This is a genomic window from Streptomyces sp. NPDC101166 (genome assembly GCF_044768125.1).
In the GTDB taxonomy this organism is placed as follows: Bacteria; Actinomycetota; Actinomycetes; order Streptomycetales; family Streptomycetaceae; genus Streptomyces.
This window is the reverse complement of the sequence record NZ_JBIWPF010000006.1, coordinates 294,963-321,429: the sequence shown is the minus strand read 5'-3', so window position 1 is coordinate 321,429 and position 26,467 is coordinate 294,963. Positions and strand designations below refer to the sequence as shown.

Annotated in this window: 19 protein-coding genes; 15 read left to right on the top strand and 4 right to left on the bottom strand. The window is 71.2% G+C overall.

Annotated features, from left to right (window positions below):
* The first annotated feature begins 15 nt into the window (after nucleotides 1–15).
* The 4 genes from dapF to hflX all read left to right on the top strand — a co-directional run bounded on the left by dapF (nucleotide 16) and on the right by hflX (nucleotide 6,856).
* Entirely contained in the window at nucleotides 16–885 is an 870-nt protein-coding gene (dapF, locus tag ACIRS4_RS14130; RefSeq protein WP_404194635.1) for a diaminopimelate epimerase, read from the top strand.
* A gap of 296 nt (nucleotides 886–1,181) precedes the next feature.
* Complete coding sequence (locus ACIRS4_RS14125) at nucleotides 1,182–3,443, top strand: RelA/SpoT family protein (protein ID WP_404194633.1); 2,262 nt, start codon at nucleotides 1,182–1,184, stop codon at nucleotides 3,441–3,443.
* A gap of 255 nt (nucleotides 3,444–3,698) precedes the next feature.
* On the top strand, nucleotides 3,699–5,204 hold the full coding sequence (locus ACIRS4_RS14120; RefSeq protein WP_404194630.1) for a M1 family metallopeptidase: 1,506 nt from the start codon (nucleotides 3,699–3,701) through the stop codon (nucleotides 5,202–5,204).
* Between the two features lie 158 nt (nucleotides 5,205–5,362).
* Nucleotides 5,363–6,856, top strand: coding sequence for a GTPase HflX (gene hflX / locus ACIRS4_RS14115; RefSeq protein WP_404194628.1), 1,494 nt, complete (start codon nucleotides 5,363–5,365; stop codon nucleotides 6,854–6,856).
* A gap of 69 nt (nucleotides 6,857–6,925) precedes the next feature.
* Here the strand turns inward: hflX and ACIRS4_RS14110 are convergent, their stop codons facing one another.
* Entirely contained in the window at nucleotides 6,926–8,155 is a 1,230-nt protein-coding gene (locus ACIRS4_RS14110) for a trypsin-like serine peptidase (RefSeq protein ID WP_404194625.1), read from the bottom strand.
* A gap of 282 nt (nucleotides 8,156–8,437) precedes the next feature.
* On the opposite strand from ACIRS4_RS14110, the gene ACIRS4_RS14105 reads away from it, so the two are divergent.
* The 4 genes from ACIRS4_RS14105 (at nucleotide 8,438) to ACIRS4_RS14090 (ending at nucleotide 14,924) form a co-directional block, all read left to right on the top strand.
* The gene (locus tag ACIRS4_RS14105) at nucleotides 8,438–10,009 is read left to right on the top strand and encodes an aminotransferase class III-fold pyridoxal phosphate-dependent enzyme (protein ID WP_404194623.1); all 1,572 of its coding nucleotides are present in this window, start codon (nucleotides 8,438–8,440) and stop codon (nucleotides 10,007–10,009) included.
* A 71-nt stretch (nucleotides 10,010–10,080) separates the two neighbouring features.
* Entirely contained in the window at nucleotides 10,081–12,021 is a 1,941-nt protein-coding gene (locus ACIRS4_RS14100; RefSeq protein WP_404194621.1) for an IucA/IucC family protein, read from the top strand.
* A gap of 54 nt (nucleotides 12,022–12,075) precedes the next feature.
* Complete coding sequence (locus ACIRS4_RS14095) at nucleotides 12,076–12,675, top strand: GNAT family N-acetyltransferase (protein WP_404194618.1); 600 nt, start codon at nucleotides 12,076–12,078, stop codon at nucleotides 12,673–12,675.
* Nucleotides 12,676–12,950: 275 nt separating this feature from the next.
* Nucleotides 12,951–14,924 (top strand): ATP-dependent DNA helicase, encoded by a 1,974-nt coding sequence (locus ACIRS4_RS14090; protein WP_404194615.1) that lies wholly within the window; start codon nucleotides 12,951–12,953, stop codon nucleotides 14,922–14,924.
* Between the two features lie 148 nt (nucleotides 14,925–15,072).
* Here the strand turns inward: ACIRS4_RS14090 and lexA are convergent, their stop codons facing one another.
* Nucleotides 15,073–15,852: a transcriptional repressor LexA gene (lexA, locus tag ACIRS4_RS14085; protein ID WP_404194613.1), complete on the bottom strand. Its 780-nt coding sequence runs from the start codon at nucleotides 15,850–15,852 to the stop codon at nucleotides 15,073–15,075.
* A 588-nt stretch (nucleotides 15,853–16,440) separates the two neighbouring features.
* On the opposite strand from lexA, the gene nrdR reads away from it, so the two are divergent.
* Nucleotides 16,441–17,007: a transcriptional regulator NrdR gene (nrdR, locus tag ACIRS4_RS14080; RefSeq protein ID WP_404194610.1), complete on the top strand. Its 567-nt coding sequence runs from the start codon at nucleotides 16,441–16,443 to the stop codon at nucleotides 17,005–17,007.
* A gap of 163 nt (nucleotides 17,008–17,170) precedes the next feature.
* Nucleotides 17,171–20,065 carry a vitamin B12-dependent ribonucleotide reductase gene (locus ACIRS4_RS14075; RefSeq protein ID WP_404194607.1) on the top strand — a complete coding sequence of 965 codons (2,895 nt, stop codon included), beginning with the start codon at nucleotides 17,171–17,173 and terminating at the stop codon, nucleotides 20,063–20,065.
* A gap of 115 nt (nucleotides 20,066–20,180) precedes the next feature.
* Here ACIRS4_RS14075 and ACIRS4_RS14070 read toward each other — a convergent pair whose 3' ends face one another.
* Complete coding sequence (locus ACIRS4_RS14070; RefSeq protein ID WP_404194605.1) at nucleotides 20,181–20,720, bottom strand: TerD family protein; 540 nt, start codon at nucleotides 20,718–20,720, stop codon at nucleotides 20,181–20,183.
* 146 nt (nucleotides 20,721–20,866) lie between these two features.
* Between ACIRS4_RS14070 and ACIRS4_RS14065 the strand changes: the two genes are divergently transcribed.
* The 5 genes from ACIRS4_RS14065 (at nucleotide 20,867) to ACIRS4_RS14045 (ending at nucleotide 25,237) form a co-directional block, all read left to right on the top strand.
* Nucleotides 20,867–21,472, top strand: a complete 606-nt coding sequence (locus tag ACIRS4_RS14065; RefSeq protein ID WP_404194602.1) for a YdbC family protein — start codon at nucleotides 20,867–20,869, stop codon at nucleotides 21,470–21,472.
* Nucleotides 21,473–21,590: 118 nt separating this feature from the next.
* Nucleotides 21,591–22,250 carry a histidine phosphatase family protein gene (locus ACIRS4_RS14060; RefSeq protein ID WP_404194600.1) on the top strand — a complete coding sequence of 220 codons (660 nt, stop codon included), beginning with the start codon at nucleotides 21,591–21,593 and terminating at the stop codon, nucleotides 22,248–22,250.
* Nucleotides 22,251–22,419: 169 nt separating this feature from the next.
* A complete protein-coding gene (locus tag ACIRS4_RS14055; protein WP_404194597.1) occupies nucleotides 22,420–23,325 on the top strand; it encodes an ADP-ribosylglycohydrolase family protein in 906 nt (301 codons plus the stop codon).
* A gap of 506 nt (nucleotides 23,326–23,831) precedes the next feature.
* Nucleotides 23,832–24,533: a ribonuclease HII gene (locus ACIRS4_RS14050; protein WP_404194594.1), complete on the top strand. Its 702-nt coding sequence runs from the start codon at nucleotides 23,832–23,834 to the stop codon at nucleotides 24,531–24,533.
* A gap of 68 nt (nucleotides 24,534–24,601) precedes the next feature.
* Nucleotides 24,602–25,237, top strand: coding sequence for a hypothetical protein (locus ACIRS4_RS14045; protein WP_404194592.1), 636 nt, complete (start codon nucleotides 24,602–24,604; stop codon nucleotides 25,235–25,237).
* Between the two features lie 608 nt (nucleotides 25,238–25,845).
* Here ACIRS4_RS14045 and ACIRS4_RS14040 read toward each other — a convergent pair.
* Nucleotides 25,846–26,460: a hypothetical protein gene (locus tag ACIRS4_RS14040; protein ID WP_404194589.1), complete on the bottom strand. Its 615-nt coding sequence runs from the start codon at nucleotides 26,458–26,460 to the stop codon at nucleotides 25,846–25,848.
* Nucleotides 26,461–26,467 lie beyond the last annotated feature (7 nt).

Here is a 26,467-nt window from a genome sequence, read left to right as displayed (position 1 = left end):
CCGTACGATCGAGGAATGAGCACGCGGATCGCCTTCCTCAAGGGGCACGGCACCGAGAACGACTTCGTGATCGTCCCGGACCCCGAGAACGCCCTGGACCTCCCCCCGGCCGCCGTCGCCGCCCTGTGCGACCGCCGTGCGGGCATCGGCGGGGACGGGCTGCTGCACGTCGTGCGCTCCGCCGCCCATCCCGAGGCGAAGGCGATGGCGGCCGAGGCGGAATGGTTCATGGACTACCGCAACGGCGACGGCTCCGTCGCCGAGATGTGCGGCAACGGCGTCCGTGTCTTCGCCCACTACCTCCAGCACGCGGGTCTCGTCGCCGACGGCGACCTCTCGGTGGCCACGCGCGGGGGAGTGAAGAGCGTGCACATCGCCAAGGACGGCGACGTCACCGTCGGCATGGGCAGGGCGCGCCTGCCCGAGGGAGACGTCACCGTGAGCGTCGGCGAGCGCAGCTGGCCCGCGCGCAACGTCAACATGGGCAACCCCCACGCCGTGGCCTTCGTCGACGACCTCGCGCACGCGGGCGACCTGTTCTCCCCGCCGCCCTTCAGCCCCGCCTCCGCCTACCCGGACGGCGTGAACGTCGAGTTCGTCGTCGACCGCGGCCCGCGGCACGTCGCTCTGCGCGTGCACGAGCGCGGCTCCGGCGAGACCCGGTCGTGCGGCACGGGCGCGTGCGCCGTCGCCGTGGCGGCCGCGCGCAGGGACGGCGCCGATCCGGCCGCGACCGGATCCCCCGTCACGTACACCGTGGACGTCCCCGGCGGACGCCTCGTGATCACCGAGCAGCCGGACGGCGAGATCGAGATGACCGGACCCGCGGTCATCGTCGCCGAAGGCGAGATCGAACCCGAATGGCTGGAAACCGCGGTCCGTTGAGCCGGCCGCCGGCTTGGCATCGCAGGCGACAGGGCCCGCCGGGGCGCGAGACCGCCGCCCGGGGCGCTGTCACGAGTTGGAAAGCACGATCGGCTCAAAGTCGGCTGGCGTAAAAGATAAACCTCGAAATCGTCGCTCGAATGGGTGATCCGTTTCACGCTCGGCGAGAGGCGGCCAGTTGGGCGTGATGGGCTCGGTAGCATCAAGCACCGGCCCGGACGGGGGAGACGCCAGCCCCCTGAGCCGTGTCCGCCCTGGGGCACTCCGTCCGCCGGTCCACGCAGCCGGAGGTGCCCATGAGTGCGGAGGCCACGAACCCCGCGACCCCAGGCCCGGTAGTGCCTGCCGCTTCCCGCAGGCGCAGCCGCCCCCGGATCGACCTGCGCCGCCTGGGCCGGGCCGCGCTGCTCGGTCCCACCTCCCGCGGCCGCCTCCCCGACGCCATCAGCCACGTCGTGGAGGCGCATCGCGCCCACCACCCCGACGCCGACCTCGAACCGCTGCGCCGCGCCTATGTGCTGGCCGAGTCCTCCCACCGCGGCCAGATGCGCAAGAGCGGCGAGCCGTACATCACGCACCCGCTCGCCGTGACGCTGATCCTCGCCGAACTCGGCGCGGAGACGACCACCTTGACGGCCTCGCTGCTCCACGACACCGTCGAGGACACCGATGTGACGCTCGACCAGGTAGGGGAGCAGTTCGGCGAGGAGGTCCGCTTCCTGGTCGACGGCGTCACCAAACTGGAGAAGGTCGACTACGGCGCCGCCGCCGAACCCGAGACCTTCCGCAAGATGCTCGTCGCCACCGGCAACGACGTCCGAGTGATGTCGATCAAACTCGCCGACCGGCTGCACAACATGCGCACCCTCGGCGTGATGCGCCCCGAGAAACAGGCCCGCATCGCCAACGTCACCCACGAGGTCCTCATCCCTCTCGCCGAACGCCTCGGCGTGCAGGCACTCAAGACCGAGCTGGAGGACCTGGTCTTCGCGATCCTGCACCCCGAGGAGTACGCGCACACCAGGGACCTGATCGCCGACAACGCCACCCGCGCGGACGATCCCCTCACCGAGTTCGCCGAGGCCATGCGCACGGTCCTGCGCGACGCCGGCATCCAGGCCGAAGTCCTCATCCGGCCACGGCACTTCCTCTCCGTCCATCGCGTCTCCCGCAAGCGCGGGCGCATGCGCGGCTGCGACTTCGGCCGGCTGCTCGTCCTCGTCAACGAGGACGCCGACTGTTACGCGGTCCTCGGCGAACTGCACACCTGCATGACGCCGGTCGTCTCGGAGTTCAAGGACTTCATCGCCGTCCCCAAGTTCAACCTGTACCAGTCGCTGCACACGGCGGTCGCCCGTGCGGACGGCCAGGTGGCCGAAGTCCTCATCCGCACCCACCAGATGCACAAGGTCGCCGAGGCCGGCGTGGTCGCGCTCGGCAACCCCTACGCCCAGCCCACGGAGGACCAGGGCGGCGAGGCCGGACGGACGGATCGGACCGAGCGGGGCGCGGCCGAGAGCTCCCGGGCGGAGGGGGGCCCCGTCGGCGACGGCGAGCGCGTCGACCCCACCCGGCCGGGCTGGCTCTCCCGGCTCCTCGACTGGCAGGAAGGCGCGCCCGACCCCGAGACCTTCTGGTCCACCCTGCGCGAGGACCTCGCCCAGGACCGGGAGATCACCGTGTTCCGCCCCGACGGCGGCACCCTCGGCCTGCCGGAAGGAGCCACCTGCGTGGACGCCGCCTACGCGCAGTACGGCGACGACGCCCACGCCTGCATGGGAGCGCGCGTCAACGGCCGCCTGGCGACCCTGAGCACCGTCCTGCGCGACGGCGACACCGTCCAGCTCCTGATGGGCCAGGACCCGGCCGCAGAGCCCTCCAGCCAGTGGCTGGAGCACGCCCAGACTCCTGCCGCCCGTATCGCCATCCAGCGCTGGCTGGCGGCGCATCCCGGGACGGACGCCGAGTCCGGGGGGTCCGCCGACGGGGCCGTGCCCGGCGGGGCCGACGGGACGGACGGCGAGGGGGGCGGCCCCGGGCGTCCCGCGACCGAACGGCCCGCGAGCGGGCGGTCGGCTTCCGGGGAGCCCGGAGCGCGGCCCGACACCGCGATCACCGTCGTGGACCGCCCGGACGCCGGCGTCCGGCTCGCCGGCTGCTGTACACCCGTGCCGTCCGACGAGGTGACCGGCTTCGCCGTGCGCGGGGGAGTGGTCACCGTGCACCGCGCCGAGTGCGCCGCCGTGGCCCGGCTGGCGAAGGCGGGGCGCACGGAGGTCGACGTGCGCTGGGGGGACACCACCGAGTGCCGTGTCACCCTGGTCGCCGAATCGTTCGGCCGCCCCCATCTGCTCGCCGACCTCACGGAAGCGATCGCCGTGGAAGGCGCGGAGATCGTCTCCGCGACCGTCGAACCCCCCAGCCAGCAGCGCGTACGCCACACCTACACCCTGCAACTGCCCGACGCGGCGCACCTGCCCACCCTGATGCGCGCCATGCGCAATGTCGCCGGCGTGTACGACGTGAGCCGCACACCCCACCACGCGCCGACGCCCTGAGGCGGACGCACCCGCACCGAGGGACCTGAGTCGTCAGCCGGGCCGGGGCGGTCGCGACCGTCGTCCCTGGGTGTGCCCGCCTGCGGTGCTCTGCTCGGGGGCACGTGGCGGCGGGCGTCCGCCCCGGTGCTTCCCTGGGGGCGCGCGGTGGCGGGCGTCCGCCCCGGTGGCCGCCACCGCACCCGGACAACCCGTTCGGGTGGGCCGGTCGCGCGCCGTCGCCGAGGCGCACGCGCGCGCTGATAGCGGTGGGGCATGCTGCTCACCCCTCGCGCCCACGCCGGCCTTCCCGTGTCACCGAGCCCGCGCCCCGCCGCCTCCCGGCGGCGCAGGCTGAAGCCCGCCCTCCTCGCCTCGGCGGTCGCCGTGTGCCTGGTCGCCGCGAGCGCCCCGGCGACGCCGCTCGGCGTCGGCGACCGCCTTTTCCCGTACCTGGGCAATCCCGGCTATGACGTGGCCTCGTACGACCTGTCGTTCACCTACTCCGGCAGCAACAGCGAGCCCCTCCAGGCGGTCACCACCATTGACGGCTGGACCACCGCCGCACTGGACCGGATCAACCTCGACTTCGCCCACGGCGAGGTCTCCTCCGTCGAGGTCGACGGCAAGCCCGCCGCCTTCGCGAGCGCCGGCGAGGACCTGGTGATCACCCCGCAGAACCCGCTGCCCCGGGGCGACTGGATGCGCGTCACCGTGCGGCACACCAGCGACCCGGTGAGCGAGGGCCGGGACGGCGGCTGGCTGCGCACCTCCGACGGCCTCGCGATGGCCAACCAGGCCGACGCCGCCCACCTGGTGTTCCCGTCCAACGACCACCCCTCCGACAAGGCGCTGTTCACCATCCGGGTCACCGCGCCCGACGGCTACACGGCCGTCGCCAACGGTGTGCCCACCGGCGTGCGCAGGGCGGCGGGCGCGACCACCTGGACGTACCGCACGCTGCACCCCATGGCCACCGAACTGGCCCAGGTCTCCATCGGCCGCTCCGCCGTCGTGCACCGCGAGGGACCGCACGCGCTGCCGCTCCGTGACGTCGTCCCCGCCGGTGACCGCGACCTCCTCGAACCCTGGCTCGCCAAGACCCCCGAGCAGATCACGTGGATGGAGAAAAGGGTCGGCCCCTACCCCTTCGAGACGTACGGCCTGCTCATGGCCGAGGCCAGCACCGGCTTCGAACTGGAGACGCAGACCCTCTCCCTCTTCGAGAAGGACCTGTTCACCGAGCCGGCCTACCCCCAGTGGTACATCGAGTCGATCATGGTTCATGAGCTGGCCCACCAGTGGTTCGGCAACAGCGTCAGCCCCCGCACCTGGTCCGACCTGTGGCTCAACGAAGGCCACGCCACCTGGTACGAGGCTCTCTACGCGCAGGAGAAGGCCGGCCGCACGCTTCAGGCGCGCATGAAGGCGGCGTACGGCGCCTCCGACGGCTGGCGCGCCGCCGGCGGGCCGCCCGGAGCACCCAAGCCGCCCGAGCCCGGAAAGAAGATCGGCATCTTCCGCGCGAACGTCTACGACGGCGCGGCCCTCGTGCTCTACGCCCTCCGCCAGGAGATCGGCGAGCAGGCGTTCGAGCAGGTGGAGCGGGCCTGGGTGCAGGAGCACCACGACGCCACCGCGAGCACGGCCGACTTCCAGCGTCTCGCCGAACGGATCTCCGGACGCGACCTCGGCGCCTTCTTCAAGGAGTGGCTGTACGCCGAGAAGACCCCGCCCATGCCCGGCCACCCCGACTGGAAGCCCGCGCCGCCCGCCGCCTGAACCCGGGAATAAGGCGATGACGAGACGGGCCGTACCGTGCGAACATCGTCAGGTCGGCGCGGCACGGGACACGGGAATCTCCCGGGGTACTCGTGCGTTGTCCACAGTGACCGCCGTGCAGACGGCCACAACGGCATCCCCAACGACGTAAGGACCCAATGACCTCCTCTTCATCCCCTTCCCAGGACACCAAGCGCTTCGCGCACAGCCACCCCGAGGGTCTTCGGGCCGATGCCCTGATGGAAGAGGACGTCGCCTGGAGCCACGAGATCGACGGAGAGCGGGACGGCGAGCAGTTCGACCGCTCCGAGCGGGCGGCACTGCGCCGCGTCGCGGGCCTCTCCACCGAACTCGAGGACGTCACCGAGGTCGAGTACCGTCAGCTCCGCCTGGAGCGGGTCGTGCTCGTCGGCGTCTGGACCTCGGGGACCGCGGAGGACGCGGACAACTCCCTCGCGGAGCTCGCCGCCCTCGCGGAGACCGCGGGCGCGCTCGTGCTCGACGGCGTGATCCAGCGCCGCGACAAGCCCGACGCGGCCACCTACATCGGCTCCGGCAAGGCCGACGAGCTGCGCGACATCGTGCTGGAGACCGGCGCCGACACCGTCATCTGCGACGGTGAGCTCAGCCCGGGCCAGCTGATCCACCTCGAAGACGTCGTCAAGGTCAAGGTCATCGACCGTACGGCCCTGATCCTCGACATCTTCGCCCAGCACGCCAAGTCCCGAGAGGGCAAGGCGCAGGTGGCGCTCGCGCAGATGCAGTACATGCTGCCGAGGCTGCGAGGCTGGGGCCAGTCGCTGTCCCGTCAGATGGGCGGCGGCAAGGGCGGCGGTCTCGCCACCCGTGGTCCCGGTGAGACCAAGATCGAGACGGACCGGCGTCGGATCCGCGAGAAGATGGCGAAGATGCGCCGGGAGATCGCGGAGATGAAGACCGGCCGCGAGATCAAGCGCCAGGAACGCAAGCGTCACAGGGTGCCGTCGGTCGCCATCGCCGGCTACACCAACGCCGGCAAGTCGTCGCTGCTCAACCGCCTCACCGGCGCGGGCGTCCTGGTGGAGAACGCCCTGTTCGCCACCCTCGACCCGACCGTGCGCCGGGCCGAGACCCCGAGCGGCCGCCTGTACACGCTGGCCGACACCGTCGGCTTCGTCCGGCACCTGCCGCACCACCTGGTCGAGGCGTTCCGCTCCACCATGGAGGAGGTCGGCGAGTCCGACCTGATCCTGCACGTGGTGGACGGCTCGCACCCCAACCCGGAGGAGCAGCTCGCCGCCGTGCGCGAGGTGATCCGGGACGTCGGAGCCACCGACGTGCCCGAGGTCGTCGTGATCAACAAGGCGGACGCGGCCGACCCGCTGACGCTCCAGCGGCTGATGCGGATCGAGAAGCGTTCCATCGCCGTCTCGGCCCGTACCGGCAAGGGCATCGACGAGCTGCTCGCCCTCATCGACGACTTGCTGCCCCGGCCGTCGGTCGAGATCGAGGCGCTCGTGCCGTACACCCACGGCAAGCTGGTCGCTCGCGCCCACACCGAAGGCGAGGTGATCTCCGCGGAGCACACGGCGGAGGGCACCCTGCTGAAGGCACGGGTGCACGAGGAACTGGCGGCGGACCTCACGCCGTACGCCCCCGCCCAGCTCGCCTGACGGCTCAGCGCACAGGGCCCGCCTCCTGCTCTCCGCAGGGGCGGGCCCTTGTCGTCGGCTACCGTGCGATCACTGACCGGCGAACTTCTTGCTCACCGAGTCGTACACGCCCTTGGCCACCCCGCCGAGTCGCGGGCCCGCGAGCCAGCCCGCCTTCACCGGGCCGATCGACGTGTTGGACACCAGCGCCGGCTCGCCCTCCGAACCGGTCGCCACCCAGCCGCCGCCGGAGGCGCCCCCGGTCATGGTGCAGCCGATGCGGTACATCGTGGGATCCGTGGTGTTGAGCGACAGCCGCCCCGGCTTGTCCTCGCACCGGTACAGCCGCTGCCCGTCGTAAGGCGCGGCCGCCGGGTAACCGGTGGCGGTGATGCTCCGCACCTTGGGCACCGCAGGCGCCGCGAAGTCCACCGGCAGAGCCGAACCGACCGTCTCCTCCAGCGACTTGCCCGAGTCGCCCTCCTCCGGCGTCACATGGATCACCGCGAAGTCGTACGAGGCGCCGTCACCGCCCGTCGGCCCGCCCTGCGCGATCCACTGGTCCGAGGTCTGCGCCCAGTCCGCCCACCAGACCCCGTAGGGAGCGAGCTGCTTCTTGGAGGCCGTCTCCAACTGCTTCGCCGACATGCCCGCGTCGTTGTACGACGGCACGAACGCGAGGTTGCGGTACCAGCCGCCCTTCTTGCCCGCGTGGACACAGTGCCCCGCCGTCCACACCAGGTTGGACTTCCCGGGGTGGGCCGGGTCCTCCACGACCGTCGCCGAGCACACGCTCGTGCCTTCGGGGGAGTCGAAGAGGAGCTTGCCCGCCACGGGCGCGTTCGCGTGGTACGTGGTCGGCACGGCCGCGGCCTCCACCGCCGCCGGCGTCGGGTCGGTCACGCCCTGGTCGCCCGAGAGGTCGCTGTCGTCGACGGCCCGGTCCGGCTCCTCGGCCCTGCGCATCCGGTCCGGGTCCCACAGGCCCTTGATGATCGGGTTGACGTAGTCCTTGGCCTCGCGCAGCCAGTCGTCCCTGTTCCAGTCCTTCCAGGCGCCGTTGCGCCACTTGTCGAGATCGATCCCGTGCTCCTTGAGCCGGTCCTTGATGTCGTCCGGGATCGTGATCTTCCCGTCGCCGGCGGCCGAGGCGGACGCCGACGCGCTCGCCCGGCCTCCCGCGTCGGCCTCGCCCGAGTCACAGGCGGTCGCGGTGAGCGCGAGCGCCGAGACGAGGGCTACGGCGCCCAGCACGGGGGAGGTTCTGCGGCGGGCGTTCCTCCCCCGTCGAATCCCGGACGACGGTCGTATGGATCGCATGGTCTGACTCCCCCTGCTGTCAACGAACTTGGAGCGGTGGCCGTCCCCGCCTCGGGAACTCCCGGGATCTCACCCGGGGTCATCGCGGGTCTCACGGCCCTGTGGAACGGCCTCACACGATATGCGCTCGCTGAAAGGGACTTCCGACGGGACGGCAACGGTTCCGTCACGGCACGGATCTTGAAGCAACCCGTAACCCGTCGCACCGTCCGGGGTTGGTAGCCAAGGGGAGCCAACTTCCCACGGTGTGACGGGATGCGGGGAGCGGGAGGACGGAGAGCCGTGGCGGTGACCGAGCCTGCGCCTGAGGGCCAGGCGTCCGCAGACCGCTCCACCGGCGGGGGCGAGGCTCCCGAGGACGCCGGCGTGGGGGGCGAGGCCCTCGCCGAGGTGAGCGGGCGTCCCGCCGGCGAGGGAGTGCTTCGACGCCAGCCCCCGCGCGAGTCGGCGGCTCGCACCTACGCCCGCGCCCTGCCGATCGTGCCGGTGCGGGCCCGCGGACTGACGATCGAGGGCGCGGACGGCCGCCGCTACCTCGACTGCCTCTCCGGCGGCACTCTCGCGCTGGGACACAACCACCCGGTGGTGCTGCAGGCCATCCGCAAGGTCCTCGACTCGGGCGCACCCCTGCACGCGCTCGACCTCGCCACCCCCGTCACAGACGCCTTCGTCACCGAACTGCTCCACACCCTGCCGCCCGGCCTCGCCGACCACGCCCGGGTGCGGTTCTGCGGGCCGACCGGAGCGGACGCCGTCGACGCCGCCCTCGGACTCGTCCGCGCCGCCACCGGCCGAACCCGCATCCTGACGTTCACGGACACCTGCCACGACCTGACCGCGGACTCCCTCGCCGCCGCCGACGACGCTCACGCCGGCGGCGCCGCCGCAGGCGAGTCCCGACCGGCCCGTGCGCAGGACCACCGCTGTCCCTTCGGCATCGGCGACGAACGCGGCGCCGAACTCACCGTCCGCTGGACCGAGTCCGCCCTCGACGACTCCGGGCCGGGCCTGCGGCCACCGGCCGGGGTGATCCTCGAAGCCGTCCAGGGTGACGCCGGGGTCGTTCCCGCTCCGGACGCCTGGCTGCGGCGCATACGGCAGATCACGGCCGACCGCTCCGTCCCGCTCATCGCCGACGAGGTCCGGACGGGCGTCGGGCGGACCGGCGCCTTCTGGGCGGTGGAACACAGCGGGATCGTCCCCGACGTGATGGTCCTCTCCCAGGCCATCGGCGGCAGTCTGCCCCTGTCGGTCATCGTCCACCGCGAGGACCTCGACGTCTGGGAGCCCGGCGCCCACGCGAGCACCTTCCGAGGCAACCAACTCGCCATGGCCGCCGGCACGGCCACCCTCGCCCACGTCCGCACCCATGGCCTCGCGGGCCGCGCGGCCGTCGTGGGCGCCCGCATGCTGGACCAGCTGCGCGCGTTCGCCCGGCGCTTCCCGTGCGTGGGCGAGGTACGCGGCCGAGGGCTGATGATCGGCGTCGAGATGGCAGCTCCAGCGGACCACCGGGATCGGGGCACACGAGGGCGGGGCGGCCTCACCGGCGGCGACGTGAGCGGGACGGCCGGCCCTCGTGGGGTCGGCGGTGCCATGCCGGATCTCGGCCCGTCGGCGCACATGCCGAGGGCCCTGGCGGAATCCGTCGCCCGTCCTGCCTTCACCGCACCCGAACTCGCCGCCGCCGTCCAGCGCGAGTGCCTCGACCGCGGGCTGATCGTCGACCGCTGCCCACGCCACTTCGGCGTCGTCCGTCTGCTCCCGCCCCTGACGATCACCGACGAGCAGGCGGACGCCCTGCTCGACCGGCTCGCGGACGCTGTGGAGGCGGTCGCCCGCGCGCTTCCCTAGGCACGCCCTGGGCGGCCCCCACCGACCCGTGTGAACCCCCGGCCTCACCCCCCACCCGACGAGGAGCGACCTTGCACACGCCCCCACAGCACGCCATTTCGCCGACGCTGACATCGACCGGTCCCGCCACACAGACCTCGACCTCCTTCGCTCCGTCGCCCTCCTCCGAATCCGTCCGCATCCCTCACCAGCAGGGACTCGTCCCTCACCGGCAGGGACTCCCCGCCCTGCACGAACCGTCGCCCCAAGCCGCCGCCGATCTCCTGGACCATCCCGACCCGCACACCGCGGCCCAGGCGGCTGCCGTCGAGAACCTGCTGCGCTGCTGGGTCAGGGAGAAGGGCCTGTCCGCCCCCGGCGACGGCGTGCTGCGTGTTCCACTCCCCGCCTCCGGCACCGCGCTGTTCGCCCCCGTCCGCTACTGGTCACCCACGGGCTGGCACCGCTTCGGCCCTCCGTACCTGGCCGCCGCTCCGGAACCGGCCCCGCCCTTGGACGCGGTCACCCTCGCCGCCCTGCTGACCCGCGAGACCCCGACGGCGGGCAAGCCCCGCGATGCCGTCGACCTCGTTGCCCGTGTCGCCGCCTCAGTGCGCCTCACCGAGGCGTTCGTCTCCGCGCGCAGGGAACACCCCGCCGACCCGCCCCACCTGTTCCTCTCCGCCGAGCAGGCGTTGCTGCTCGGCCACCCCCTGCACCCGACACCCAAGAGCCGAGAAGGCCTCTCCGACGCCGAAGCGCTCCTGTACTCACCCGAATCGCACGGCTCCTTTCCCCTGCACTGGTTCGCCGTCGCCCCTTCCGTTCTCGCCACCGACTCCGCCTGGACCGAGCGCGGCCGTCGCGTCAGCGCGGACCGACTGACCCTCCGGCTCACCGGCGCCGGTCTCGCGCTGCCCGCCGGCCACACCGCCCTGCCGCTGCACCCCTGGCAGGCCCGCGAGGTCCGTCACCGGCCGGAGGTCGCAGCCCTGCTCGACGCCGGGCTCCTGCATGACCTCGGCGTCCACGGTTCGCCCTGGCACCCCACCTCCTCCGTACGCACCGTCCACCGCTCCGACGCCCCGGCCATGCTCAAACTGTCGCTGGGGCTGCGCATCACCAACTCCCTTCGCCACAACCTCCGCAAGGAACTCCACCGCGGTGTCGAGGTGCACCGGCTCCTGCGTGCCGGCCTCGGCCGGCAGTGGCAGGCGGAGCACCCGGGCTTCGACATCGTCCGGGACCCGGCCTGGATCGCCGTGGACGGGCCGGACGGCCTCCCGGTGACCGGACTCGACGCGGTGATCCGGCACAATCCGTTCACCCCTGGCGACGACGTCGCCTGCGTCGCCGGCCTCGTCACCCATCGATCGCCTGTCCGGCAGGACGCCGACCGCGAGCGCGGCCTCCCTCCGTCCCGACTCGCCGAACTCATCGCACGTCTCGCTCGCAGGAACGCTCGTCCGCGCCCAGCCGTCGCCGTCGAGTGGTTCCTGAGGTACCTGGAGCACGTCGTCCGCCCAGTGCTCTGGCTGGACGGGGAGGCGGGCATCGCCCTGGAGGCGCACCAGCAGAACACGCTGGTTCTGCTGGACCCCGACGGCTGGCCGACAGGCGGCCGGTACCGCGACAACCAGGGCTACTACTTCCGCGAGTCCCACCGCGCGGACCTGGAGTCCCGGCTGCCCGGCATCGGCGCGGCGAGTGACACCTTCGTCTCCGACGAGGTCACCGACGAGCGCTTCGCCTACTACCTCGCGATCAACAACGTGCTCGGTCTCATCGGCGCCTTCGGCTCCCAGCGGCTCGCCGACGAGCGCCTGCTGCTCGCCGCCTTCCGCCGCTTCCTGAGCAGCGCGGTCTGCGGCCCCGGCCGACTGCGCAGCGCGCTGCCCGGTCGACTGCTCGACTCACCCGTCCTGCGCTGCAAGGCCAATTTGCTGACCCGGCTGCACGGTCTCGACGAGCTCGTCGGCCCGGTCGACACCCAGTCCGTGTACGTCACCATCGCCAACCCCCTCCACGTATGAACACATCCCTGTCGCACGCACCTGCCGGCACCCGCTGACGAGAGGAGCCGCGCGATGTCTCCCCTCGACGTGGTGGACCCGCTCGACCGCATCGGCGACTGGGGGCCTGCCATCACCCCCGCCGGTCACTTCCGCCTCGTCCCGGTACGACCGGAGCGCGATCTCGCCCTCATCTCCGCGTGGATGAACGACCCCGCGGTCGCCGCGTTCTGGGAACTGGCCGGGCCCGAGTCCGTGACCGCGGCCCACCTGCGCCGCCAGTCGGCCGGTCATGGGCACAGCGTTCCCTGTCTCGGCGTGCTCGACGGCACACCGATGAGCTACTGGGAGATCTACCGGGCAGACCTCGACCCCTTGTCCCGGCACTACCGCGCCCGGCCGCACGACACCGGCGTACACCTCCTCATCGGGGGCGCCGCCGACCGCGGGCGAGGCCTCGGTGGCCTTCTGCTCCGGGCCGTCGTCGGCCTCGCACTCGAGAGGCGGCCCGCCTGCCCCCGTGTCATCGCCGAACCGGACCTCCGCAACATCCCCTCCATCGCCGCCTTCCTCGACGCCGGCTTCCGCTTCTCCACCGAGATCGACCTCCCCGACAAACGGGCGGCCCTCATGGTCAGAGACCGGCCGCCTCCCCTTTATTGTGACGATCGGTGATTGATCCGTCACAGGTGGAACGGTCCGGTGCACCGCCGGGTTCCCGGTGGTCCGGTGTCCCGCCACTTTTTTCCGGGAGGTCCGAGCGAGCCTTTCGGGCCTCCCCTCCCGCCCCCGCCCCCACGACCCGTCCCCTCCCTTCCCCTCTTCCTCCTCCGTCCTCTTCGCCCCCATAGATCCGGGAAGCGCCCGACCTTGATTCCGTCCCCGTCCGCACCTCCGTCCACCTGCGCGACCACACGTTTGTCAGTGCCGCGCCGTAGGGTGGTCGCGCTATGACGAAGCCCTCACTCCCCGAACTCCTGCATGCCGCCGTCGCCGCCGTCGGCGGTACGGAGCGCCCCGGTCAGGTGACCATGGCCGAAGCCGTCGCGGAGGCGATCGACGACGGCACCCATCTGCTGGTCCAAGCCGGCACCGGCACCGGCAAGTCGCTGGGGTACCTCGTGCCCGCGCTCGCGCACGGGGAGCGTGTCGTCGTGGCGACCGCGACTCTGGCCCTGCAGCGCCAGCTCGTGGAGCGGGACCTGCCGCGCACGGTCGACGCGCTGCATCCGCTGCTGCGCCGCCGGCCGGAGTTCGCGATGCTCAAGGGCCGTTCGAACTATCTGTGTCTGCACCGCCTGCACGAAGGCATGCCCCAGGACGAGGACGAAGGACTCTTCGACCAGTTCGAGGCGGCCGCCCCCACCAGCAAGCTGGGCCAGGACCTGCTGCGGCTGCGCGACTGGGCGGACGAGACGGAGGACGGAGACCGCGACGACCTGACGCCGGGCGTCTCCGACCGCGCCTGGAGCCAGGTGTCGGTCTCGTCCCGGGAGTGCCTTGGCGCCTCGAAGTGCGCCTACGGCGCCGAGTGCTTCGCGGAGATGGCCCGTGAGCGGGCCAAGCTGTCCGAGGTCGTCGTCACCAACCACGCCCTGCTGGCGATCGACGCCATCGAGGGCGCCCCGGTCCTCCCGCAGCACGAGGTGCTGATCGTCGACGAGGCGCACGAGCTGGTCTCGCGGGTCACCGGTGTGGCCACCGGCGAGCTGACCCCGGGCCAGGTCAACCGTGCGGTGCGCCGGGCGGCGAAACTGGCCGACGAGAAGGCCGCCGACCAGCTCCAGACCGCCGCCGAGGGCTTCGAGCGGCTGATGGAGCTGGCGCTGCCGGGCCGCCTGGAGGAGATCCCGGAGGATCTCGGCTACGCGCTCATGGCGCTGCGCGACGCCGCGCGCACCGTCATCTCCGCGATCGGCGCGACCCGTGACAAGTCCGTCCAGGACGAGGACGCCGTCCGCAAGCAGGCGCTCGCCTCCGTGGAGAGCGTGCACGACGTGGCGGAGCGCATCGTGAACGGCTCCGAGTACGACGTCGTCTGGTACGAGCGGCACGACCGCTTCGGCGCCTCTCTGCGTGTCGCCCCGATGTCCGTGTCCGGCCTGCTGAGGGAGAAGCTCTTCGCGGACCGATCCGTCGTCCTGGCCTCCGCGACATTGAAGCTCGGCGGCGACTTCAACGGCGTGGGCGCCTCCCTGGGCCTGGCGCCGGAGGGCACGGAAGGCGAGGACGTGCCGCCGTGGAAGGGCGTCGACGTGGGCTCGCCGTTCGACTACCGCAAGCAGGGCATCCTGTACGTCGCCAAGCACCTGGCGCGGCCCGCGCGTGACGGTGACCGCGGGGACATGCTGGACGAGCTGACGGAGCTGATCCAGGCGGCCGGCGGGCGCACCCTCGGGCTGTTCTCCTCCATGCGCGCCGCTCAACTGGCGGCCGAGGAACTGCGTACCCGCATCCCCGAGTTCCCGATCCTGTTGCAGGGCGAGGAGACCCTCGGTGAACTGATCAAGAACTTCGCGGCGGATGCGAGGACGTGTCTCTTCGGGACGCTGTCGCTGTGGCAGGGAGTCGACGTGCCGGGCCCCAGCTGTCAGCTGGTGGTGATGGACAAGATCCCGTTCCCGCGTCCGGACGACCCCTTGATGAGCGCCCGCCAGAAGGCGGTCGAGGACGCGGGCGGCAACGGCTTCATGGCCGTCGCCGCGACACATGCCGCGCTGCTCATGGCTCAGGGGGCGGGGCGGCTGGTGCGCGCGTCGCAGGACCGCGGTGTGGTGGCGGTGCTGGACCAGCGGCTGGCGACGGCCCGCTACGGCAGTTATCTGAAGGCGTCCATGCCCGACTTCTGGTACACGACGGACCGAAACCAGGTTCGCAAGTCGCTCGCCGCGATCGACGCGGCGACGAAGGAGGCGGAAGGCTGACGGCGTTCGGCCCACCCCAACGGGTGGGCCCGGCCGACGGCCTGGGCCTGACGGGATGGGCCCCGAACGGCACAGGGCCCCGGAATCGGCGCAGGGATTCCGGGGCCCAGTCAGGGAGGCGGATCGAGGAGGCCCGTCCGCCGCCGTCTCAGACGCGGCGCAGTACGGCCACCACCTTGCCGAGGATGGTCGCGTCGTCGCCGGGGATGGGCTCGTAGGCCGCGTTGTGCGGGAGCAGCCACACATGGCCGTCCTCGCGCTTGAAGCGCTTGACGGTCGCCTCGCCGTCGAGCATGGCGGCCACGATGTCACCGTTCTCCGCGACCGGCTGGCGGCGGACGGTGACCCAGTCGCCGTCGCAGATCGCGGCCTCGATCATGGAGTCGCCCACGACCTTCAGCACGAAGAGCTCACCGTCGCCGACGAGCTGCCGGGGCAGCGGGAAGACGTCCTCGACGGATTCCTCGGCGAGGATCGGGCCGCCGGCCGCGATCCGGCCGACCAGCGGGACGTACGAAGCGGCGGGCTTGCCGGCGGTGTCGGTGGGCTGGACGGAGGCCGCCTGGTCCGAGCCGCGCACCTCGTACGCGCGCGGGCGGTGCGGGTCGCGGCGCAGGAAGCCCTTGCGCTCCAATGCCATCAGCTGGTGTGCGACCGACGACGTGCTGGACAGCCCGACCGCCTGGCCGATCTCTCGCATGGACGGCGGGTATCCGCGCCGCTGAACGGAATCCCTGATGACCTCGATCACCCGGCGCTGCCGGTCGGTGAGTCCCGAGCTGTCCGCCCGGATGCCTGGAGGTCGCCCCGGCAGGGAGCGCTTGTGCCCCTCGGGATTCGTGGCTTCGTTCATCGCATGCACCGGATCGATTCGGCCCTGGGAGCGGTCCTGGGCAGTGATGGTGGCACTGTCTGCGGTGGTGGTCACGTCGGCCCCTCTCGTTGTCTCCCTGCTGGACAACGGTAGTTGCTTTCGAAAGGTTGCGCCAAACACACGTTCGAGTGAAAAAGCGTGGACTGTCTGACTTGATCATGTGTCTGGGTGTATGGCTGACGTGCTTCCCGGCAGGTCGAGGCGGGCTCGCCGTTGTAGTCTTCACCGCCGGGCCGATGACCTCCTGGGGCGTCGCTTCAGTCTGCCATCGGTCCTTCCGGTGATCCGGGATCAGGCCTGGCTCTGCCCGAGAGTCCCACCTCTTCCCCTTGTGGCGCTCACGCTATCCCCGCAAGCGCGGCCGCGATACAGCCGCGCACGCGTGCGTGTGCCTGGGCGTCGCCGGGTGCGGCGTGTGACGGCGAAGACGCATGCGGTGAGACCGTGTGCCCGCGACACGCGCTACTGCCTGGTCGTATGGGTCAAGCCCCATATGTAGTGGTTGGATTGCGACAGCAGCCCAAGTGTTGTGGTCCCCCTTGTCTTCGGATGGTCGCGGATCGCCTATGCTGGGGGCTGCTTCGCGGGGCTGAAGAGGCCCGGCGAGGCTGTTGAGTCTGCTGTGAGGAGGGTTGGAGTTCCATGCACTGCCCCTTCTGCAGGCACCCCGACAGCCGCGTCGTCGACAGTCGTACGACCGACGACGGCACGTCGATCCGCAGGCGCCGCCAGTGCCCTGACTGCTCCCGTCGTTTCACGACCGTGGAGACCTGTTCGCTCATGGTGGTCAAGCGGTCCGGAGTCACCGAGCCTTTCAGTCGCACCAAGGTCATCAACGGCGTCCGCAAGGCGTGCCAGGGACGGCCGGTCACCGAGGACGCGCTCGCCCAGCTCGGGCAGCGGGTCGAGGAGGCGGTGCGGGCCACCGGAAGCGCCGAGCTGACCACCCACGACGTGGGCCTGGCCATACTCGGCCCGCTGCAGGAACTCGATCTCGTCGCCTATCTGCGGTTCGCCTCGGTCTACCGGGCCTTCGACTCGCTCGAGGACTTCGAGACCGCGATCACGGAACTCAGGGAGACGGGGCGCCCCGCCGCGGACGACGACGACCGCGAGGACGACAAGGGCGCTGTCACGGGGAGCCGGGAAGACGACGCGGGACCCGGAGGGACCGTCCAGGTCCCCGAGCCCGCGCACGCCGCCGACTGACCGACGGGCCGGAACCGGGCGGAGGCCCCGGGCCCGGCCGGGCGGCGGCGGACGAAGACGTGTCACGGGCGACAGGCGAGCGCGCCCGCGACATCACAGACAACACCGTGCCACGGGAACATCGTGGCATTTCAGGGCGTTTTTGCCTGTACAGGGAGGCGGCATGACAGAGACGGCGAGCGGTCCGGCACGAGGTTCCCGAGCGAAGGGCGCCAAGGCCACCAAGGGGCTGCGTATCGAGCGCATCCACACCACGCCCGGCGTACACCCGTACGACGAGGTCGCGTGGGAGCGTCGTGACGTCGTCATGACCAACTGGCGCGACGGCTCGGTCAACTTCGAGCAGCGTGGCGTCGAGTTCCCCGACTTCTGGTCGGTGAACGCGGTCAACATCGTCACCAGCAAGTACTTCCGGGGCGCCGTCGGCACCCCGCAGCGCGAGGTCGGCCTCAAGCAGCTGATCGACCGGATCGTGAAGACGTACCGGAAGGCCGGCGAGGACTACAGCTACTTCGCCTCGCCCGCCGACGCCGAGATCTTCGAACACGAGCTGGCCTACGCCCTCCTGCACCAGGTCTTCAGCTTCAACAGCCCTGTCTGGTTCAACGTCGGCACCCCGCAGCCCCAGCAGGTCTCCGCCTGCTTCATCCTGGCCGTCGACGACTCCATGGAGTCGATCCTCGACTGGTACAAGGAAGAGGGCATGATCTTCAAGGGCGGCTCCGGCGCCGGCCTGAACCTGTCCCGGATCCGTTCCTCCAAGGAACTGCTCTCCTCCGGCGGCAACGCCTCCGGCCCGGTCTCCTTCATGCGCGGCGCCGACGCCTCCGCCGGCACCATCAAGTCGGGCGGCGCCACCCGCCGTGCCGCCAAGATGGTCATCCTCGACGTCGACCACCCCGACATCGAGGACTTCATCCAGACCAAGGTGAAGGAAGAGGAGAAGATCCGCGCCCTGCGCGACGCGGGCTTCGACATGGACCTGGGCGGGGACGACATCACGTCCGTCCAGTACCAGAACGCCAACAACTCGGTCCGCGTGAACGACACGTTCATGAAGGCCGTCGAGCAGGGCGGCAAGTTCGGGCTGACGTCCCGCATGACCGGCGAGGTCATCGAGGAGGTCGACGCCAAGTCGCTCTTCCGCAAGATGGCCGACGCCGCGTGGGCCTGCGCCGACCCCGGCATCCAGTACGACGACACGATCAACCACTGGCACACCTGCCCGGAGTCCGGCCGCATCAACGGCTCGAACCCCTGCAGCGAGTACATGCACCTGGACAACACGTCCTGCAACCTCGCCTCGCTGAACCTGATGAAGTTCCTCAAGGACGACGGCAAGGGCAACCAGTCCTTCGAGGCCGAGCGGTTCCAGAAGGTCGTCGAGCTCGTCATCACCGCGATGGACATCTCCATCTGCTTCGCGGACTTCCCCACCCAGAAGATCGGCGAGAACACCCGCGCGTACCGCCAGCTGGGCATCGGCTACGCCAACCTCGGCGCCCTGCTGATGGCGACCGGCCACGCCTACGACTCCGACGGCGGCCGCGCCCTCGCCGGCGCCATCACCTCCCTGATGACCGGCACGTCGTACCGGCGCTCCGCCGAACTCGCCTCGGTCGTCGGCCCCTACGACGGCTACGCCCGCAACGCCGACGCCCACAAGCGCGTCATGAAGCAGCACGCCGACGCCAACGGCACGGCCACCCGCATGGACGACCTCGACACCCCGGTGTGGGCGGCGGCCACCGAGGCCTGGCAGGACGTGCTGCGCCTCGGCGAGAAGAACGGCTTCCGCAACTCCCAGGCGTCCGTGCTCGCCCCGACCGGCACCATCGGTCTGGCGATGTCCTGCGACACCACCGGCGTCGAGCCCGACCTCGCTCTGGTCAAGTTCAAGAAGCTGGTCGGCGGCGGCTCGATGCAGATCGTCAACGGCACCGTCCCGCAGGCCCTGCGCCGCCTGGGATACCAGGAGGAGCAGATCGAGGCGATCGTCGCCCACATCGCCGACAACGGCAATGTGATCGACGCCCCCAGCCTCAAGCCCGAGCACTACGAGGTGTTCGACTGCGCCATGGGCGAGCGCGCCATCTCCCCGATGGGCCACGTGCGCATGATGGCCGCGATCCAGCCCTGGATCTCCGGTGCCATCTCCAAGACGGTCAACATGCCGGAGTCGGCGACCGTCGAGGAGGTCGAGGAGATCTACTTCGAGGCCTGGAAGCTCGGCGTCAAGGCGCTCGCGATCTACCGCGACAACTGCAAGGTCGGCCAGCCCCTCTCCGCGAAGACCAAGGAGAAGGAGAAGGTCGAGATCACGGAGAAGGCCGAGGAGGCGATCCGCGCCGCGGTCGAGAAGGTGGTCGAGTACCGCCCGGTCCGCAAGCGCCTGCCCAAGGGCCGTCCCGGCATCACCACCTCCTTCACGGTCGGCGGGGCCGAGGGCTACATGACCGCCAACTCCTACCCGGACGACGGTCTCGGCGAGGTCTTCCTGAAGATGTCCAAGCAGGGCTCGACTCTCGCGGGCATGATGGACGCCTTCTCCATCGCGGTCTCCGTCGGCCTTCAGTACGGCGTGCCTCTGGAGACGTACGTCTCGAAGTTCACCAACATGCGCTTCGAGCCGGCCGGTATGACGGACGACCCGGACGTGCGGATGGCCCAGTCGATCGTCGACTACATCTTCCGCCGCCTGGCGCTCGACTTCCTGCCCTTCGAGACGCGCTCCGCGCTCGGTATCCACTCCGCCGAGGAGCGTCAGCGTCACCTGGAGACCGGTTCGTACGAGCCGGCCGAGGAGGACGTCGACGTCGAGGGTCTGGCCCAGTCGGCTCCGCGTCAGACGGACCTGAAGGCCGTCGCCACGCCCAAGGCCGAGTCCGAGGCGGCCAAGCCCGCCCCGACGCAGGCCCACACCAGCGCCGAGCTGGTGGAGATGCAGCTGGGCATCCAGGCCGACGCCCCGCTGTGCTTCTCCTGCGGCACGAAGATGCAGCGCGCCGGTTCCTGCTACATCTGCGAGGGCTGCGGCTCGACCAGCGGCTGCAGCTGATCCCGGGCACGCCTGCCAGGGGTGAGTGACCTGGCGGAGGGCGGTGGAGCCGATGTGCGGCTCCACCGCCCTCGCGCGTGCGGTTCAGGAGTGCGGTGGCACGGGCAGCGCGGTCTCAGGCGTGGCGCGTGCGGCCCATGATGCGGCCGAAGTCCGCCGGGTCGCCCTCGTAGCCCTGGACTCCGGGGCGGAACGTCCAGCCGACGGGCGGCACGCGCACGAACTCCGCGATCGTCGCGGCCGTCGACCCGAGGACGCCGCCGAAGTCGTCCGTCGCCAGGTCCGTGTAACCCTCACGGATGCGCACGGCGGGGTTGATCACGCTGACGAACGTCCGGTGCGCGGGGCGCTGCTGTATGACCACGCCGACCACCACCCGCACGTACCGCGCGTCGAGCCGGTCCAGCTCCAGTGTCATGACCTCGTCCCAGCCGAAGCCCTTGCCGTCCCTGCTGTCGCGGTTGAGGAAGATGGTGCCGTCGGGGGAGCGGCTGTCGAAATGCACCACGTAGGCGGGCTCCGCCTCAGGGTCCTCGCTCAGGTAGGTCGCGGCGACGAGGTCCAGGTCGGTGGGTGGCTCCCCCGCCGGACTCGGGTCCCACTTCACCGCTGTCTCGACCTTGCCGATCGCCTTGTTGAGGCCGTTCACCGTCACTTCCCTCCCCGTTGCGGGTGTGCCGCCCTGAACTCCCTGATCACCAGGGCCGGTTGTCCATCCTGCCACGCGAGCGTGAGCGCCCGCACGGCTGCTTCCCGTCCGAACGTGACCGACGCCACGCCTTGGGGCCTTACCATGGCGCGGTGCTGGTCAAGTGGATTCGCTGCACCGTGGTGGACCGCCGCGGTTTCGAACGGGGGCAGCGGAAGTGGGCGGGGCTTCCGGGGGAGCCGGGGTTCCGGGGGCAGGGCGGCGGCTGGAGCAGGGCGCGGCCCTCGGTCGCGCACGTCTTCGCCTTCTGGGAGAGCCGCGCCTTCTACGACTCCTTCATGGCGCGCTCCCATGACCGGCTCGCGACGGCCCAGGCGGGCACCTTCAAGGACGCCCAGGTACGGCTCTTCGACTACCGCTTCGACGTGAAGACGGGCTTCGAGCCCCGCTTCACCGACGCCGACCTGCTCCGGGTCGCTCTGTGCAGGGTGCGCGAGGAGCGCGCCGAGCACTTCACGCTGATGCAGGAGAAGGTGTGGAACCCCGCGATGGCCGGTTCGCCGGGCATGATCCGCGGGTTGTTCGCGGAGGCGCCGGGACACGAGTTCCTGGTGCTGTCGATGTGGCGCTCGGAGGCCGAGCACGGCAAGTACCGGACCGAACGCGTCGAGCGACTCGCGTTGCGGGCCCAGACAGAGGCGGACATCTCCTCTCTCACCGGCGACATCGTGCGGCTCGAACCGGCCTGGACGGTCTGATCGCCGGCCGCTCGCGCGAGCGTTTCGCGATGTCACCCGGTGCGGACTTCGTGTGACCTACGCTGTATGAAGGGCTTACGAGTGCTCGATCGGCCGCCATCCGATCTAGGGTTTTGGCATGGCACGACCACGGCGCATCGTCCTTGTCCGGCACGGGGAGTCAACGGGCAATGTTGATGACACCGTGTACGAGCGTGAACCCGACCACGCTCTGGCTCTGACCGAACGGGGTGTGAGGCAGGCGGAGGAGACGGGCGAGACCCTGCGGGAGGTGTTCGGCGGCGAGCGCGTCAGCGTGTACGTGTCGCCCTACAGACGCACGCACGAGACCCTCAAGGCCTTCCACCTCGACCCGGACCACATACGGGTCCGCGAGGAGCCCCGGCTGCGGGAGCAGGACTGGGGCAACTGGCAGGACCGCGACGACGTCCGTCTGCAGAAGGCCTATCGCGACGCCTACGGGCACTTCTTCTACCGGTTCGCGCAGGGGGAGAGCGGGGCCGACGTGTACGACCGGGTCGGCGGCTTCCTGGAGAGCCTTTTCCGCAGCTTCGAGGACCCCGACCACCCGCCGAACGTCCTGATCGTGACCCACGGCCTCGCCATGCGCCTGTTCTGCATGCGCTGGTTCCACTGGACGGTCGCCGAATTCGAGTCACTGTCGAACCCCGGGAACGCCGAGATGCGGATGCTCGTTCTCGGAGACGACGGCAAGTACGCCCTGAACCGCCCGTTCGACCGCTGGCGAGACCCGGAGCCGTACGGGATCTCCGGATAGACGCCTCCACGGGCCGCGCCGCCGAGGGCCCGCTGAAGGGCTTGAGCGCGTGCGAGGACGGCACCGGCGACCACGGCCTGAGCAGCACGGCCCGGACGAGCGGAGCTGCGCTGGTGGTGCCGGATTCTTCGGTGACGATTCTTCGGTGACGAATTAGAGTGGCAGAGCGATGACCATTGACTTCTCTTATGAGGGGCGCCTGGAGCGCGCTCTGGCTTCTCTGTGTGGGCTCGCGGTGGGGGACGCGCTGGGCTCGCAGTTCTTCGTGCCGGTGAACTATCCGTTGCTCAAGCGCCGGGAGCTGCCGGCCGGTCCCTGGCAGTGGACGGACGACACGGAGATGGCCTGTTCCGTGGTCGCCGTGCTGGCCGCCCACCACCGGATCGACCAGGACGCGCTGGCCCGCTCGTTCGCCGAGCACCACGACTTCGACCGCGGCTACGGCCCGGCCGTCAACCGACTCCTCAGGCTGGTCCGGGAGGGCGGCGACTGGCGTGAGCTGTCCGCCGCCCTCTTCAACGGTCAGGGCTCCTGGGGCAACGGCGCCGCCATGCGGATCGCCCCGTTGGGCGCCTGGTACGCCGACGACCCCGAACAGGCCACCCACCAGGCGGAGATCTCCGCCTACCCCACGCACCAGCACCGGGAGGCCGTGGTCGGGGCCATGGCGGTCGCCGCGGCGGCCGCGTTGGTCGGCGCTCCGGGGGGTCCGCCCGCCCCGGAGGCCCTTCTCGACGGCGTCATCGCCCTCGTCCCCAAGAGCGCCGTCGGCGCCGGTCTGCGGCGGGCCCGCGACATGCTCGACTACGGCGACGCGAGCACCGTGGCGGCCGTTCTCGGCTGCGGACGGCGCACGACGGCGCACGACACGGTGCCGTTCGCGCTGTGGTCCGCCGCCCGCGCCCTCGGCGACTTCGAGAAGGGGTTCTGGACGACCGCGCAGGTGGGTGGGGACGTGGACACGACCTGCGCCATCGTGGGCGGCGTGCTCGCGTCGGGCAAGGCCGGGGCTCCTCCCGGCGCCTGGGCGGCACAGGTGGAGGACCTGCCCGGATGGACGCCTCGGACCGGATAGCCGAAAACTCTCCGTGTTCGACGGGAACTCTGCGTGACCAGGACCCGTTCTTCGAGTATCCGCTGTGTGCGATGCGAGTGCCGCACCGGTGGTGATGTCCGAAGCGAGGATTGAGAGTGATGCGGGGAGTGTCGGGGGATGGTCATGCGGTTCATGCACTTGGCGCGGGCGCTGTGGCCCGTGATGGTCTTCGTTCTGTTCGGGGACTCCGAGCGGCGGCGGGTGGGCGGTCGGATCGGCGTCGCGGCACGCGGGCGGTCGGCGGCGGGCCGGCCAACTCGGTCCGCCGTCGGGGCTGTCGCTGCGGGAAGAGTCGGAGGGCTGTTTCCCCGGCGTCCCGTCGGTGAGCGGACCGAGGGTGATCGTCGGGGTGTCGTCTTCTGGTCAACCGTGCACTTCTGGAGGGGGGTTGGGGTGGTTTGTGGAGGGCTCTCGCCGCCTTCCACGCGCGTGTGGGGAAACCGGGGTGTCGCGCGGGGATCCCGGCGGCGTACCCTAAGGTCGCCATGCCGTACGAACCACCCACTCACACCGTCGAGCGCTCCCTCCGCGCCACGACCGGAGCGAAGGTCATTGCCGGTGTCGACGAGGTGGGTCGCGGTGCCTGGGCCGGTCCCGTCACCGTCTGCGCGGCGGTCACCGGACTGCGCCGGCCGCCCGTCGGCCTCACCGACTCCAAGCTCCTCTCCGTCAAGCGTCGCAACGAGCTCGTCGTGGCGTTGGAGGAGTGGGTCACGTCCTACGCCCTGGGTCACGCCTCTCCGGAGGAGATCGACGACCTCGGGATGACGGCGGCGCTGCGGCTCGCCGCGGTGCGCGCACTGGACGCTCTGCCGATACGTCCCGACGCGGTGATCCTCGACGGGAAGCACGACTACCTCGGCACCCCGTGGAAGGTCCGCACCGTCATCAAGGGGGACCGGTCGTGCGTCGCGGTCGCGGCGGCATCGGTGATCGCCAAGGTTCGGCGCGACAAAATGATGGCCGAACTGGGCATCGACCATGCAGACTTCGGCTTTGCGGACAATGCCGGGTATCCGTCACCCGTGCACAAGGCCGCACTGGCGGAACGGGGACCCACCCCGTACCACCGGTTGTCGTGGGCGTATCTTGATGCGCTGCCCCAGTGGCGGCACCTCAAGAAGACCCGCAGCTGGGCGGACGGAAGCGTTCCGGAGATCGAGGGTCAGCTCGGCTTCGACTTCTGACGATTCCGCTCGCACTGATGTGCCACCTGCTGGCGCGAGCCGCACCAACGTTTGATAGACAACAGCCCATGCCTCTCATTCCCGAGGAGCCTCAGATTCACGAGAGTGCCCAGGGTCCCCGCGCCACTCCGGCCAGCAGCCGCACCGCGCAGACCCCTCGACCCGTACCTGGTCCCCGTCCCGCGGCTCCGTCGCGTCCGGGACGTCCTGGTCCCGTCCGGCCCACGCCGCCCGCGCAGCGCGCACAGCGTGACGCCGCCAAGCCCGGGCCCTCGGCCCCGGCCGTCCCCGCCGCTTCGCCGGCCGCCCCGGCGACTCCTCAGGTCCAGCTCATCCCGGCCTCGGCCGAGGGTGCTCTGGACGCCGCAGAGGAGGCCGTGGACCTGCTCCTGGACTCGGGGCGCGCCCCGGGTGAGGTGCTCGTGCTCACCACCGGCGAGCAGCACCCCTGGGCGGCCCATGAGTTGAGCTTCGGCGAGGCGTCCTACTGGGCGCAGCACGACGCGGGAGACGACGTCTTCTACGCCGCTGCCGCCGCTGTGGACCGCGCCGCCGTGCGGCCCGTCGTCGTGGTCGCCGTCAACGGCGGTCCCGAGACCGTGGCCGCCACCGCTCTGCCGCTCGCCCACAAGCGGGCCGGCACGCTGCTGATCGTCTGCGGTGACCCGCAGCAGGTCAACGCCGTGCTGGGCGCGGGCGTCTGAGCCGAGCCGGTTGCGGTCACCCCGGTGAGCATCGGGGTGCGCAAGCGGGGCGGAGGAGGCGTCGCGGTCGCGGCTGCCTCCGAGGCGCGACTCCGCACGCCCGGTTGACGGGGGATCATGGCGTCCGGCCGGGGCCGGCTCGGGCAGCCGTGAACCGCCGGCGTTTCCTGAGCCGGCGCCCGGCGGGGACGAGCGACCGTCCTGCACGCGTAACCGCGTGAGCGGCGCAGTCCGACGCCGGGGGCGGTGAGCGGGCGGAGGCGGCTTCAGGGCGGCACCTGCGTAGGTGGTCCCGGTGGTTCGCTCCGGTCCGCCGGGTCGGCCAAAGGTCGTGCAGGCCGTGAGCAGCGCCGTGAACCATGCGGTGCTGAGCGCCGGACGGGGGTCTCCTCGTCGTGGGTGCACTCCGCTCAGCCCTCCGGAGGGAGTCCGCCTCGGGGCGGAGATGCGGGCAAGCGTTTCCCGTCCTGCCGCGAGGCGGTTGTGCCTGCGCAAGCCGTTCCCCTGCCCGGAAGGTGGCCGTGACAACGGTCGGCCTTCCGGGGCGGGTGGCTGCTTCGTGAGGGGCGGGTGCCCGTGTCGCGTCCGGCTCGCGCCGGCGTCCGCGCTCAGCGGGCGGCGGCTCGGCGCAGGACCTCCGAGGCGGCGCCGCCTGTGCGGGGCAGCGGAGGCGGCGCCTCGGACAGGGCGAAGGGCTCCGGAGAGGAGTCCGCGTTGGGGCGGCGGCCGCCGCGGCCCTCGCCGAGGACCTGCCAGCCGTCCCGGGTCAGCGTGATGTACGACCCGCAGCGCAGACCGTGCAGTGTGCAGGCGTCACGCAGGCCCCACATCCACGCGCCGTCCTCCTCCGTCCAGCGGGCGTCGCCGTCACGGCAGTAGAGCAGCACGGCGGTGCGCACCGGGGTGCGGCGGCGCAGGTCGTGCGGGATGACCCGGCGCAGTTGCGAGAGCAGCGCGTTGCGGAACATCCAGCCGTCGGCCGGGGCCTGGCGGCGGGTGAACGAGGCGCTGGCCAGCAACCGTTCGTCCGGATCGAGCACGGCCACGACCGCGGTGGCCGGCCGGGGCCGGTGGCGCGCATGCAGCCCGCTGACGACCTCGCGAGGGTTGCGCAGCAGCGGAATCCCCGCCGCGGCCCACTCGGCAGGCTCGAGCAAGCGGTTGGCGGAAGCGGTGGACGTGGACGATGATGCCGCCGAGGACGGAGCGAATCCGAAGGTCACGAGCCTC

Bases quoted from the DNA above. Each gene is read 5' to 3' on its own strand.
- ACIRS4_RS14090 (WP_404194615.1), top strand. From the start codon at position 12,951: ATGACGAAGCCCTCACTCCCCGAACTCCTGCATGCCGCCGTCGCCGCC.
- ACIRS4_RS14125 (WP_404194633.1), top strand. From the start codon at position 1,182: ATGAGTGCGGAGGCCACGAACCCCGCGACCCCAGGCCCGGTAGTGCCT.
- ACIRS4_RS14120 (WP_404194630.1), top strand. From the start codon at position 3,699: ATGCTGCTCACCCCTCGCGCCCACGCCGGCCTTCCCGTGTCACCGAGC.
- ACIRS4_RS14055 (WP_404194597.1), top strand. From the start codon at position 22,420: ATGACCATTGACTTCTCTTATGAGGGGCGCCTGGAGCGCGCTCTGGCT.
- ACIRS4_RS14095 (WP_404194618.1), top strand. From the start codon at position 12,076: ATGTCTCCCCTCGACGTGGTGGACCCGCTCGACCGCATCGGCGACTGG.
- dapF (WP_404194635.1), top strand. From the start codon at position 16: ATGAGCACGCGGATCGCCTTCCTCAAGGGGCACGGCACCGAGAACGAC.
- ACIRS4_RS14060 (WP_404194600.1), top strand. From the start codon at position 21,591: ATGGCACGACCACGGCGCATCGTCCTTGTCCGGCACGGGGAGTCAACG.
- ACIRS4_RS14075 (WP_404194607.1), top strand. From the start codon at position 17,171: ATGACAGAGACGGCGAGCGGTCCGGCACGAGGTTCCCGAGCGAAGGGC.
- ACIRS4_RS14050 (WP_404194594.1), top strand. From the start codon at position 23,832: ATGCCGTACGAACCACCCACTCACACCGTCGAGCGCTCCCTCCGCGCC.
- nrdR (WP_404194610.1), top strand. From the start codon at position 16,441: ATGCACTGCCCCTTCTGCAGGCACCCCGACAGCCGCGTCGTCGACAGT.
- hflX (WP_404194628.1), top strand. From the start codon at position 5,363: ATGACCTCCTCTTCATCCCCTTCCCAGGACACCAAGCGCTTCGCGCAC.
- ACIRS4_RS14045 (WP_404194592.1), top strand. From the start codon at position 24,602: ATGCCTCTCATTCCCGAGGAGCCTCAGATTCACGAGAGTGCCCAGGGT.
- ACIRS4_RS14110 (WP_404194625.1), bottom strand. From the start codon at position 8,155: ATGCGATCCATACGACCGTCGTCCGGGATTCGACGGGGGAGGAACGCC.